The following is a 12837-nucleotide window of genomic DNA, read 5'->3' on the forward strand; positions in this document are numbered from 1 at the left end:
GAATATCTCAAAGATCCAGAAAATCTAAAGGTCTTAGATGCAAGAAAGTATTCAACTGGTGCTGGATTCAGCACCATTTTTATTGAAAGGGACACTGTTTACGCTTCAGCTTAGTCTGGGCGGGATGGTGTTCGGGTTAATTCTGGGCTTCATACTGGCGCTGATGCGCCTTTCGCATTTCTGGCCGCTGTCATGGTTATCACGTTTTTACGTGTCGGTTTTCCGTGGCACGCCGCTGATCGCTCAGCTGTTTATGATCTACTACGGTCTGCCACAATTTGGTATCGAGCTGGATCCTATTCCGGCGGCGATGATAGGCCTGTCACTCAACACGGCGGCGTATACCTCTGAAACCCTGCGAGCGGCGATTTCGTCCATCGAAAAAGGGCAGTGGGAAGCGGCAGCAAGTATTGGTATGAGCCCGTGGCAGACGCTGCGCCGCGTGATTTTACCGCAGGCCGCGCGAACGGCACTTCCGCCACTGGGCAACAGCTTTATCGGTCTGGTGAAGGACACCTCGCTGGCCGCCACCATTCAGGTGCCGGAACTGTTTCGTCAGGCGCAGCTGGTTACCTCGCGCACGCTGGAAGTCTTTACCATGTATCTGGCCGCTTCCGTTATCTACTGGGTGCTGGCAACCGTTTTATCCTTCCTGCAAAACCGTCTGGAAGACCGTGTTAACCGTCAGGATCAGGAGCCTTCATGAGTACTATCGACGTAAAGCAACTGACTAAAAAGTTCAACAAGCAGACGGTGTTACACGGTATTGATTTGCAGGTGAACGCCGGAGAAGTCGTGGCGATTATCGGGCCGAGCGGTTCCGGTAAAACCACGTTACTGCGCAGTATTAATCTGCTGGAAGAGCCGGATGGCGGCACCATCAAAGTCGGCAATATTGAAATTGATGCCAGTAAGCCAATCAGCAAGCAAAAAGATAAAGTGCGCGAACTGCGCAAACAGGTTGGTTTTGTCTTCCAGAACTTCAACCTGTTCCCGCACCGGTCGGTGCTGGAAAACATCATTGAAGGTCCGGTGATTGTGAAGGGCGAGCCGAAAGAAAAGGCCATTGCCACCGCACGTCAGTTGCTGGAAAAGGTCGGATTAAACGGCAAAGAAAACGCCTATCCGCGACGCCTTTCCGGCGGTCAGCAGCAGCGAGTGGCTATTGCCCGCGCGCTGGCGATGAATCCGGAAGTGATTTTGTTCGATGAACCGACTTCTGCGCTGGATCCGGAGCTGGTCGGCGAAGTGCTGAACACCATCCGCGCACTGGCGCTCGAGCATCGCACCATGGTGATCGTGACCCATGAAATGAGCTTCGCACGTGATGTCGCGGACCGGGCGATCTTTATGGATCAGGGCCGGATCGTGGAGCAGGGACCCGCGAAAGAGCTGTTCTCGAATCCACAACACGCCCGCACAAAACAGTTCCTCGAGAAGTTTTTGGCCCACTAACTAAAACTCTCTCCCAGCCTCCCCCTTCGCGCAGGGGGAGGGGTACAGCAAACCCACAGAGTGTCTGATCTGCTCCCTTTGCAGACCGCTGGGGGTAATCCGCTTCCAGTGCACGGCCTCCCTCTGTTCTCATCACCGATGACCTAAACTTTCACAGTTCTGTTGTAAATTGATACTCTTATCCGCGCCCCTTGTTTCCATGATGAGATTTTATGACGCTGAAAGCCCTTAATCCTGAATCCCTGCAAAAGAGCGATCTGATAAACCTGCTGATTGCCATTCCTGCCGGGATAGTCGCCGCGCTGGTAACGATCGCTTTTCGCGGCGCCATTTCGGGGGTCAACGGCCTGATGTTCACGGACGGCAGTGACATCACCAAAGCTTTCAACGAATACCCGAAACTCATCTGGCCGCTGATCACCACCGCCGGTGGCGTGATTGCGGGTTTTATCCTGATCCTGGCGCTGCGTTACGAAAACAAACACGGCAAGATGCCCGATTATCTGGATGTGATTGATCAGCGTTTGCCGGGCATTCCGGTTATCAGCACTGTGCTGCGTGGTTTGTCGTCACTGGCCAGTATCGCCAGCGGCGGTTCAATTGGTCGGGAAGGGGCGATGGTGCAGCTTTCGGCATTGAGCGGCAGTCTGCTCGGGCGCTTTTCACGTTTTAAAGGCGTTCATCAGTCGGACATTATCGCGATGGCCGCTGCTGGCGGGCTGGCGGCGGTGTATCACGCCCCGTTTGCCGGTGCGCTGTTTGTGGCCGAAATCGCCTTTGGCGTCACTGCCGTGCAGCGGCTGATCCCGCTGTTTATCTCGGCGTCGGTTGCCGTGCTCACCGTGCGTTCACTGACGGATTACGCGCCGCTCTATCTCTATTCTTCTGTCTCTTTCACTCCGTCTTTGGGTGCCACATTAACCGTGCTGATTATTGGCGTGGCGACGGGTATTCTCGGGCCCTTATTCCTCTCGTCTATCGATAAAGTCCGTCAGTGGATGAAACCCATTTCGCACCCTGCGCTGCGTCTCGGGCTCGGCGGGCTGGGTGTCGGGCTGATTGCAATGATGTCGCCGCTGGTGCTCGGTAACGGGTTTGAGGTGATCGACTTAATTCTTAACAACGGCGATTTACAGACATCGTTGCTGGTGCTGCTGATCCTGAAAATTGTCGCCACGGCCATCACCATCGGTTCCGGCGCGGTGGGCGGATTGTTTACGCCATCGTTACTGATTGGTGCGGCGGGTGGGGCGCTGGTCTGTACTTTCCTGCAATGGCTGGGGTTTGATCCCGGTCCGGTCGGCCTGTATGCGGCCATTGGCATGAGTGCGCTGCTGGCGGCGACCAGCCACGCGCCGCTGATGTCGATCATGATGGCGTTCGAAATGACCCTCAACAGTTCGCTGCTGTTCCCGCTGATGCTGGCAACGGCGATCTCTTATGTGGTTGCTTCACGTCTTAAAGTCGGCGGAACCTATCCGGTGCTGACGCGGCACAATGCACGGTTTGCAGCGAAAAATGCCTTTGAATACAGTACCGTTGCCTCGCTGATTTCGCCGTGCTCGAAAATGTACGTTGATGCTTCGCTGTCTGAAGTGGTCAGCGAAGGGCTGAAACAGCGCACGCGTTATGTGTATGTGGTGGATCGGGAAGAGCGTTTTCTTGGCGTGGTGCCGACTAACGTGGTGGCGGCTGGTCTTATTGATGGCAGCGTGAAATCCGACAGCCCGATTGACCCGTTTATCGAACAGGAGTTCACGACGATTTTCCAGCAAGCCAGCTACGAACAGGCGTGGGCGATGTTCAGCAACTCGCCGCTCGAACGTTTACCGGTGCTGGAAAATGCCGAATCGCGGCGGTTACTTGGCGTGATCACCAAAGCCTCATTGCTGAATAAAGCCAAAGATTTCCTCTGACTTACAGCCGGTTTTCTCAAAGAAAACCGGCTGCTTTCTGAAATACCCCTCATTTTCCATATCCTTTCTTCCTGCGTTAAATGCCTTACCCGTTTTAAAATTAAATATTGTAAATCAATAAGATAGAAATCCTCTCGCTAATACCTCTTTGGGGGTATTTATCGTTATGTAAAAAAATACACGACGGAGCGGCCTTGATCGCAATCAAGTAGGCCGCTCCCGCGCGTGCATACCCTGAGGCCAATTTCCCCTTTGTACTTGAAATAGCAGCAGCGTTAGCAGCACTCAGTCACCCGAATCACTGACTTGTGTCAGCTCATCGGGATTCCTTCGTTTGCTGCCTTGCTGCAATTCCAATTACTTCGGGCACGAGCAATGAAGTTGTATTCCCCGCCATTCACATAATGACAAAGCGCAAATAAGCCTTTGCACAGGAGAGTTCCGGATGAGCAAGTTTCTTGACCGGTTTCGCTATTTCAAACAGCTAGCTGAACCTTTCGCTGACGGCCATGGCCAGACGCTGGATACCAATCGTGACTGGGAAGATGGCTACCGCAGCCGCTGGCAGCACGACAAAGTGGTGCGATCCACCCACGGTGTGAACTGCACCGGTTCATGCAGCTGGAAGATTTACGTTAAAAACGGTCTGGTCACCTGGGAAACCCAGCAGACCGACTACCCGCGCACCCGTCCGGACCTGCCGAATCACGAGCCGCGTGGTTGCCCGCGTGGTGCCAGCTATTCCTGGTATCTTTACAGCGCCAATCGCCTGAAATATCCGCTGATGCGTAAAAAGCTGATCCAGTTGTGGCGTGAAGCCAAACTGAAACACAGCGATCCGGTGGATGCCTGGGGCTCGATCATTAATCAGCCGGAAAAAGCCAAAGAATATAAAGCCGCACGCGGACGCGGTGGTTTTGTACGTTCAAGCTGGCAGGAAGTGAATGAGCTGATTGCAGCCTCCAACGTTTATACCGCCAAGACTTTCGGCCCGGATCGCATCATTGGTTTCTCGCCAATCCCGGCGATGTCGATGGTGTCTTATGCGTCCGGCGCACGTTATCTGTCGCTGATCGGCGGTGTGTGTCTGAGCTTCTACGACTGGTATTGCGATTTGCCACCGGCTTCTCCGCAAACCTGGGGCGAGCAGACCGACGTGCCGGAATCGGCAGACTGGTACAACTCTTCTTATATTATCGCCTGGGGTTCTAACGTTCCGCAGACCCGTACGCCGGATGCTCACTTCTTTACCGAAGTGCGTTACAAAGGCACAAAAACGGTCGCCATTACGCCGGATTACGCCGAAATCGCTAAGATTTGCGACCAGTGGCTGGCACCGAAACAAGGCACCGACAGCGCACTGGCGCTGGCAATGGGCCATGTGATCCTCAAATCTTTCCATATCGATAATCCAAGCCAGTACTTCACTGACTACGTGCGTCGCTATACCGACATGCCGATGCTGGTGATGCTCGAACCCCGCGAAGACGGTTCCTATGCGGCAGGCCGTATGCTGCGTGCGTCTGATCTGGTGGATAATCTTGGTCAGGAAAATAACCCGCAGTGGAAAACCATCGCCTTTGACGAAAACACCGGCGAACTGGTGTCACCGTTAGGTTCTATTGGTTACCGCTGGGGCGAAAAAGGTCAGTGGAATCTGGAATCCCGCGAAGGGAAAGATCATAAAGACGTCAGCCTGAAGCTGAGCCTGCTCGACGATCACGATGAAGTGGTCAACGTCGGTTATCCGTACTTCGGTGGCGCGGTCAGTGAGCATTTCAACAGCGTAGCGCTGGATGAAATCCTGATGCACAAACTGCCGGTCAAACGCCTGCAACTGGCAGACGGCAGCACCGGTCTGGTGGCAAGCGTTTATGACCTGACGCTGGCGAACTACGGCATTGAACGCGGCCTGAACGATGAAAACTGCGCGCAAAGCTATGATGAAATCAAAGCGTATACGCCAGCCTGGGCCGAGAAAATTACCGGTGTTTCTCAGCAGAACATCGAGCGTATCGCCCATGAATTTGCCGATAACGCCAACAAAACCCACGGTCGTTCGATGATCATCGTCGGTGCCGGGATGAACCACTGGTATCACCTGGACATGAACTACCGCGGCCTGATCAACATGCTGATCTTCTGTGGTTGCGTCGGTCAGAGCGGCGGCGGCTGGGCCCACTACGTCGGACAGGAAAAACTGCGTCCGCAAACCGGCTGGCAGCCGCTGGCATTTGGCCTCGACTGGCAGCGTCCGCCACGCCAGATGAACAGCACCTCGTTCTTCTACAACCATTCCAGCCAGTGGCGTTACGAAACCGTCGCGCCGCAGGAACTGCTCTCCCCGCTGGCGGATAAATCCAAATTCACAGGCAGCATGATCGATTACAACGTGCGCGCCGAGCGCATGGGCTGGCTGCCGTCTGCGCCTCAGCTGAGCGTTAACCCGTTACGCATCGCAGAACAGGCGAAAGCCGCCGGTTTATCTCCGGCAGATTTCACCGTGGCGGCGCTGAAAGAAGGCAGCGTACGTTTCGCCTCAGAACAACCGGACAACCCGCAGAACTTCCCGCGTAACCTGTTCGTCTGGCGCTCCAACCTGCTGGGTTCTTCCGGTAAAGGCCACGAGTACATGCTGAAATATCTGCTGGGTACTGAACACGGTATCCAGGGCGATGATTTAGGCATTCAGGGCGGCGTGATGCCGGAAGAAGTCGAATGGCAGGCGCAGGGCGGCGAAGGCAAACTGGATCTGGTGGTGACGCTTGATTTCCGTATGTCCAGCACCTGTCTGTATTCCGACATCGTTCTGCCAACCGCGACCTGGTACGAAAAAGACGACATGAATACGTCGGATATGCATCCGTTCATTCATCCGTTGTCTGCGGCTGTGGACCCGGCATGGGATTCGAAAAGCGACTGGGAAATCTACAAAGGCATCGCCAAAGAATTCTCCCGCGTCTGCGTCGGTCATCTTGGCGTCGAAACCGATGTGGTGACATTGCCTATCCAGCACGATTCCGCTGCTGAGCTGGCGCAGCCGTTTGGCGTGGAAGACTGGAAAAAAGGCGAATGCGACCTGATCCCGGGGCGTACCGCACCGCATCTGATGGCCGTTGAACGTGATTATCCGAATACTTACGAGCGCTTCACGTCGGTGGGTCCGTTGCTGGAAAAACTCGGTAACGGCGGTAAAGGCATCAGCTGGAATACCGACAGCGAAGTCGGTTTACTGAAAAAACTGAATTACACCAAACCGGATGGCACCGCCAAAGGCCAGCCGATGATTAACACCGCGATTGATGCGGCAGAAGTCATCCTGACGCTGGCACCGGAAACTAACGGTCAGGTGGCAGTGAAAGCCTGGGCGGCCCTGAGTGAAAATACCGGCCGCGACCATACGCATCTGGCGCTGAATAAAGAAGACGAAAAAATCCGTTTCCGCGATATTCAGGCACAGCCACGCAAAATCATCTCCAGCCCGACGTGGTCCGGACTGGAAGATGAACACGTCTCATACAACGCCTGTTACACCAACGTACACGAGCTGATCCCGTGGCGCACGCTGTCCGGCCGTCAGCAGATTTATCAGGATCACGCGTGGATGCGTGCTTTCGGTGAAAGCCTGCTGGTGTACCGTCCGCCAATCGACACCCGCGCGGCGCAGCCGTTGCTGAATGCGAAACCGAACGGTAATCCGGAAATGGCGCTGAACTTCCTGACGCCGCACCAGAAATGGGGCATTCACTCCACTTACAGCGACAACCTGCTGATGCTGACCTTAGGTCGCGGCGGCCCGATTGTCTGGCTGAGTGAAGACGATGCGACAAAACTGGGCATCGAAGATAACGACTGGATCGAAGCCTTCAACGCCAACGGTTCACTGAGCGCCCGTGCGGTGGTCAGCCAGCGCGTACCGGCGGGGATGACCATGATGTATCACGCACAGGAACGTATCGTGAATATTCCGGGCTCGGAAATCAGTCAGCAGCGCGGCGGTATTCACAACTCCGTTACCCGCGTTTGCCCGAAACCGACCCATATGATCGGCGGCTACGCGCAGCTGGCCTACGGTTTCAACTACTACGGCACGGTCGGTTCTAACCGCGATGAATTTGTGATTGTGCGCAAAATGAACCGCATCGACTGGTTAGACGATGAAGGCAATGACTACGTGCAGGACGCCGTGCAACAGGAGAAAGCCAAATGAAAATTCGTTCACAAGTCGGCATGGTGCTGAATCTCGACAAATGCATTGGCTGCCACACCTGTTCCGTGACCTGTAAAAACGTCTGGACCAGCCGTGAAGGGATGGAATACGCGTGGTTCAATAACGTGGAAACCAAACCCGGTCTGGGTTATCCGCACGACTGGGAAAACCAGGAAAAATGGAAGGGCGGCTGGATCCGCAAAATCAACGGCAAACTGCAGCCGCGTATGGGCAACAAAGCCAACCTGCTGCATAAAATCTTCGCTAACCCGCACATGCCGGAAATCGATGATTATTACGAGCCATTTGATTTTGATTATCAGCATCTGCACACCGCGAAAGACAGCAAACATCAGCCGGTAGCCCGTCCGCGTTCGCTGCTGACCGGCAAGCGTATGAAGAAAATTACCGGCGGCCCGAACTGGGAAGACGATCTGGGCACCGAGTTCAGCAAACGTTCAGCCGATCAGAACTTCGCCAACATGCAGAAAGAGATGTACGGCGAGTTCGAAAACACCTTTATGGCGTACCTGCCGCGTCTGTGCGAACACTGCCTGAACCCGGCGTGTGTGGCGACCTGTCCGAGCGGTGCGATTTATAAGCGTGGCGAAGACGGCATCGTGCTGATCGACCAGGACAAATGCCGCGGCTGGCGCATGTGCCTGACCGGCTGTCCGTACAAAAAAATCTACTTCAACTGGAAAAGCGGCAAGTCAGAAAAATGTATTTTCTGTTATCCGCGCATCGAAGCCGGCCAGCCAACGGTCTGTTCCGAAACCTGCGTTGGTCGTATTCGTTACCTTGGCGTGGTTTTGTATGACGCCGACCGTATCGCTGAAGCCGCGTCAGTTGAGAACGATAAAGACCTCTACGAAAGCCAGATGGGCATCTTCCTGGATCCGAACGATCCTGAAGTGATCGCTCAGGCTGAAAAGGACGGCATTCCGCTTTCTGTGATGGACGCTGCGCGTCAGTCGCCGGTCTATAAAATGGCGATTGAATGGAAGCTGGCACTGCCACTGCATCCTGAATACCGCACGCTGCCGATGGTCTGGTACGTGCCGCCGCTGTCTCCGATTCAGTCTGCTGCTGACGCCGGTGCCTTACCGCACAGCGGCGTGCTGCCGGACGTCGAGAGCCTGCGTATTCCTGTGCAATATCTGGCGAACCTGCTGACGGCGGGTGACACTGCACCGGTGCTGAGAGCGCTCAAGCGTATGCTGGCGATGCGTCACTTTAAACGTGCTGAAACGGTGGATGGCATCACGGACACCAGCGCGCTGGAACAGGTTGGATTGTCTGCGGCGCAGGCGGAAGAAATGTATCGCTATCTGGCGATCGCCAACTACGAAGACCGTTTCGTGGTGCCTTCAAGCCATCGTGAACAGGCGCGGGAAGCCTTCCCGGAAGCTAAAGGATGTGGTTTTAGCTTCGGTGACGGTTGTCATGGCAGCGACAGCAAATTCAACCTGTTTAACAGCAAACGCATTGATGCCATCGACATCGGCGCGAAAACAGAAAGGAAAGGCTAATGAACAGTTTACGCATCATCGGCCTGCTGCTGGATTATCCGTCCGAAGACTTGTGGGAACACAAGATGGAGCTTCTCGAGGCGGTCACCCAGTCTGCTGAACTGAACGCAGAACAGCGTCTGGATCTGGCGCTGTACATCACAGATTTCTGTAAAAGGGATCTGCTGGATGTGCAGTCGGCGTATACCGGTTTGTTCGATCGTGGCCGCGCGACATCGTTACTGTTGTTCGAACACGTGCATGGGGAATCCCGTGACCGTGGTCAGGCGATGGTTGATTTGATGGAGCAATACCGCGAGGCCGGGCTGGAGATTGACAGCCGTGAGTTGCCGGATTATCTGCCGTTGTATCTGGAATATCTTACCGCGCGTGACGAACATCAGGCCCGCGAGGGCCTGCGGGATATCGCGCCGATCCTGGCTTTACTGAGTGCCCGTTTGCAGGAGCGTGACAGCCATTACGCCGAATTGTTTGATTTACTGCTGGCGCTGTCCGGCAGTGATATCGCCACCGCAACGGTGCGCGAAGGAATTAAACAGGAAGCCCGTGATGACACGCCTGCTGCGCTGGACGCGGTATGGGAAGAGGAGCAAATCAAGTTCCTCGGTGAGCAAAGTTGTGCGTCGGGTGAAGAAGCCGCGCACCAGAAACGCTTTGCCGGTGCGGTCGCACCACAGTATCTGAACCTTGATGAAACGCCTGCGGGGGAACCACGCAAATGACCGACTTCCTCAACAACTTCTTTTTCAATATTTATCCGTACCTGTGCGGCACGGTATTCCTGGTCGGCAGCTGGCTGCGTTACGACTATGGCCAGTACAGCTGGCGCGCGGGCTCCAGCCAGTTACTGGAGAAGAAAACGCTGCGCATCGCTTCGCCGTTGTTCCACGTGGGTATCCTCGGCATTTTCGCCGGTCATGCCTTCGGGATGCTGACGCCGCACTGGATGTACGAATCCTTCCTGCCGGTGCCGGTGAAACAGCAGATGGCGATGTGGGCGGGCGGCGCGTGCGGTGTGATGACGCTGATCGGCGGCGGTATGCTGGTGTGGCGCCGTCTGAGCAACGAGCGCGTGCGGGCGACCTCCAGTTTTGGCGACATCATGATCATCATTCTGCTGGTGGTGCAATGTGCGCTGGGACTGAGCACCATTCCTTTCTCCGCGCAGCATATGGACGGCAGTGAAATGATGAAACTGGTTGGCTGGGCGCAGTCAGTCGTGACATTCCGTGGCGGTGCGGCCGCGCATCTGGACGGTGTGGCATTTATCTTTCGCATACATCTGGTGCTGGGGATGACCTTATTCCTGCTGTTCCCGTTCTGCCGTCTGGTACACATCTGGAGCGCGCCGGTGGAATATCTGACCCGTCGTTATCAGCTGGTACGTAATCGTCGCTGATTGACCTTCACGGATTATGAACTGACGGTTTTGACATAAAAACGAAGGGCGCTATGATGCGCCCTTATCTTTTTTTTATTGCTCAAGGACGCATCTGATGGCCACCCCAAGACAACCCATGACCGTAGCCCGTCGTTTACTTCGCAACAGCCTGATTTTGCTGGTGATCGGCATTGTTGCCACCCTCCACGGTTTAGTGGTCGGCAGCCCTGAGACCCCGCCGGGAGAAATGGCACCCCAACTGATGCTGGGCATCTGGTTTATCTTTATCGGCTGTGTGATGGCGCTGATCAGCTGGCTGGTGATCAGGAACAAGAAGAAGAAAGGGGAGCTCTGAGGGCGAGGTTGAAGTTGAGGTTGATTAACCTTAAATTCAACTTCAAATTCAACTTCAACTTCAAATTCAAATTCAAATTCAAATTCAAATTCAAATTCAAATTCAAGGTCGTGGGCGTCGGCCCACACCGACAAGACCTTGGGTTGCCACCCAAACTGGCCTTAAGAGGCGCCTATCGCCGCGCCTCTTAAGAATCTCCGGCTCTTTAACTGCGCGCTCCGCTCGCTGGCTATGTTTCAGTGACCACTGCGACAGGCTGGAAATCTTGCCGCTGCGCGGTTCCTTCTCTCGGTCCTGGAGCCTTGGGTCTCCAGGCCGCTCCGTTCAGCAAGATTTCTGAATCGCCCGCACGACCTTAAAATCAACGGCAGACTGTTTTTCATCTTTTAGAAAAGTTGATTGGCGTGCTCAAAATTCAGCTGAACGGAGCGGCTTCGAGACCAGAGGCTCGAAGACCGAGAGAAGGCAGTGCGAAGCACCTGGATTTGCGCCACTCACCAATGCACCAGAACATGTCCGTCATAACCGCGATAGCGCGCAGTGAAAAAGCGCGGAGTCCAGAGGCCCGCGCGTTACCGGGTCTCTGGTCGGTGTGGGCCGACGCCCACGACCTTGACCTTGAGGCCAGTTTGGGTGGCAACCCAAGGTGTTGAACTTGACCTTAAGGCCAGTTTGGGTGGCAACCCAAGGTTTTGAACTTGACCTTAAGGCCAGTTTGGGTGGCAACCCAAGGTCTTATTATTACAGCATTATCAGCATCATATACGCGCAGAACAACGCCAGGTGCGCAGTACCATTAAGTACATTGGTACGCCCCGTCGAGAACGATATCTGGCACAGGATCATGACGGCCAGCATGACCACAATGTTGGCTGGCGCCAGGCCGAAAATCAGGTCCTGACCGGTCAGAGTGGCAATCACGGTGACCGCAGGAACGGTCAGTGAAATCGTCGCCAGCACGGAACCGAAGAACAAATTCATGGCGCGCTGTACCTGATTCTTCAGTACCGCTTTCAGTGCCCCCAGACCTTCCGGTGAAAGGATAAGCAACGCGACCAGGAAGCCGGTGAACTGCGCAGGCGCGTTCAGTTCGGTCAGCAGACTTTCCAGAGGGTTGGCATTGAATTTGGTGACCGCAATGACCAGCACCAGATGGACAATCAGCCAGAGCGTGTGCGTCAGATTACTTTTCGATGACGGTTTTCCATGGCCGTCTTCTTCGCCTTCGTCTTCATGCTCGTAAATAAACAGGCTCTGGTGGGTTTTGGTCTGGATAAGCAGAAACACCCCGTACATCGCCGCTGAAATTACCGCGACGAACAACGCCTGTGGCGTGGAGAAGTTGCCAGCGGGCAGCGCGGCTGGCAGAACGAGGACGATCACCGCCAGCGGGAAAATCGCCATCAGATACTGTTTGATACCACCAAGATTGACATACTGCGTGGCGAATTTGCGGCCGCCGAGCAGCAGCGCAACGCCAACCAGACCTGCGGTAACAATCATGATGATAGAGAATAAGGTGTCACGCATCAGCGCCGGAGCGGCGTCACCTGTCGCCATCAGGGCCGAAATCAGACTGACTTCGAGGATGACCACTGAAAGGCTGAGGATGAGTGAGCCGTAAGGTTCGCCCAGACGGTGTGCCAGTACGTCGGCGTGACGTACCACGCTGAAGGCGCTGGCGAGAATACCGACCAGCGCGATTAAATTGATGCCGACGACTGAGGCAAAATTACTGCTGTTGCCCCAGAGGACGAGAACGATAAGTGCAGCAATAGGGAAAATCAGGGAGTATTCCTGATGGCGGGTTTTTACTTTTGGATGTTCCTGTGAAGACACCATGATGATTATTCTCCTTATAAACACTCACGAATTTACAACCGCCTGTCTGTCGGTTGTAAGCAAAATGCATAGCAGCATAAAGTTGTAACTCGTTAAGTATAGTAGATAAATTAATCTGTTAACAGTTTATTATCATGACTCATCAA

General features: G+C 54.6%; 9 protein-coding genes. 8 read left to right on the forward strand and 1 reads right to left on the reverse strand.

All coding sequences use genetic code 11. The features are described from left to right. Positions 1-37 precede the first annotated feature (37 nt). From tcyL to J1778_RS24025, 8 genes are all read left to right on the forward strand, one after another. Positions 38-706, forward strand: coding sequence for a cystine ABC transporter permease (gene tcyL, locus J1778_RS23990; protein WP_217175267.1), 669 nt, complete (start codon positions 38-40; stop codon positions 704-706). After that, the gene (tcyN, locus tag J1778_RS23995; RefSeq protein WP_120163022.1) at positions 703-1455 is read left to right on the forward strand and encodes an L-cystine ABC transporter ATP-binding protein TcyN; all 753 of its coding nucleotides are present in this window, start codon (positions 703-705) and stop codon (positions 1453-1455) included. Before tcyL ends, tcyN begins: the two co-directional genes overlap by 4 nt. Positions 1456-1667: 212 nt before the next feature. Beyond that, positions 1668-3371, forward strand: a complete 1704-nt coding sequence (locus J1778_RS24000; protein ID WP_217175268.1) for a chloride channel protein — start codon at positions 1668-1670, stop codon at positions 3369-3371. Positions 3372-3816: 445 nt separating this feature from the next. Beyond that, a complete protein-coding gene (locus tag J1778_RS24005) occupies positions 3817-7581 on the forward strand; it encodes a nitrate reductase subunit alpha (RefSeq protein ID WP_217175269.1) in 3765 nt (1254 codons plus the stop codon). Then, on the forward strand, positions 7578-9113 hold the full coding sequence (narH, locus tag J1778_RS24010) for a nitrate reductase subunit beta (protein ID WP_217175270.1): 1536 nt from the start codon (positions 7578-7580) through the stop codon (positions 9111-9113). The genes J1778_RS24005 and narH overlap by 4 nt, the downstream gene beginning before the upstream one ends. Further along, positions 9113-9835: a nitrate reductase molybdenum cofactor assembly chaperone gene (gene narJ, locus J1778_RS24015; protein ID WP_217175271.1), complete on the forward strand. Its 723-nt coding sequence runs from the start codon at positions 9113-9115 to the stop codon at positions 9833-9835. The genes narH and narJ overlap by 1 nt, the downstream gene beginning before the upstream one ends. After that, positions 9832-10512 carry a respiratory nitrate reductase subunit gamma gene (narI, locus tag J1778_RS24020; RefSeq protein ID WP_217175272.1) on the forward strand — a complete coding sequence of 227 codons (681 nt, stop codon included), beginning with the start codon at positions 9832-9834 and terminating at the stop codon, positions 10510-10512. Before narJ ends, narI begins: the two co-directional genes overlap by 4 nt. A gap of 97 nt (positions 10513-10609) precedes the next feature. Continuing rightward, positions 10610-10849 (forward strand): hypothetical protein, encoded by a 240-nt coding sequence (locus tag J1778_RS24025; protein ID WP_217175273.1) that lies wholly within the window; start codon positions 10610-10612, stop codon positions 10847-10849. A 741-nt stretch (positions 10850-11590) separates the two neighbouring features. Here J1778_RS24025 and chaA read toward each other — a convergent pair. Further along, on the reverse strand, positions 11591-12691 hold the full coding sequence (gene chaA, locus J1778_RS24030) for a sodium-potassium/proton antiporter ChaA (RefSeq protein ID WP_217175274.1): 1101 nt from the start codon (positions 12689-12691) through the stop codon (positions 11591-11593). Positions 12692-12837 lie beyond the last annotated feature (146 nt).

The sequence above is a fragment of the Rahnella bonaserana genome (assembly GCF_019049675.1).
GTDB lineage: Bacteria > Pseudomonadota > Gammaproteobacteria > Enterobacterales > Enterobacteriaceae > Rahnella > Rahnella bonaserana.

Bases quoted from the DNA above. Each gene is read 5' to 3' on its own strand.
- tcyL (WP_217175267.1), top strand. From the start codon at position 38: ATGCAAGAAAGTATTCAACTGGTGCTGGATTCAGCACCATTTTTATTG.
- tcyN (WP_120163022.1), top strand. From the start codon at position 703: ATGAGTACTATCGACGTAAAGCAACTGACTAAAAAGTTCAACAAGCAG.
- J1778_RS24000 (WP_217175268.1), top strand. From the start codon at position 1,668: ATGACGCTGAAAGCCCTTAATCCTGAATCCCTGCAAAAGAGCGATCTG.
- J1778_RS24005 (WP_217175269.1), top strand. From the start codon at position 3,817: ATGAGCAAGTTTCTTGACCGGTTTCGCTATTTCAAACAGCTAGCTGAA.
- narH (WP_217175270.1), top strand. From the start codon at position 7,578: ATGAAAATTCGTTCACAAGTCGGCATGGTGCTGAATCTCGACAAATGC.
- narJ (WP_217175271.1), top strand. From the start codon at position 9,113: ATGAACAGTTTACGCATCATCGGCCTGCTGCTGGATTATCCGTCCGAA.
- narI (WP_217175272.1), top strand. From the start codon at position 9,832: ATGACCGACTTCCTCAACAACTTCTTTTTCAATATTTATCCGTACCTG.
- J1778_RS24025 (WP_217175273.1), top strand. From the start codon at position 10,610: ATGGCCACCCCAAGACAACCCATGACCGTAGCCCGTCGTTTACTTCGC.
- chaA (WP_217175274.1), bottom strand. From the start codon at position 12,691: ATGGTGTCTTCACAGGAACATCCAAAAGTAAAAACCCGCCATCAGGAA.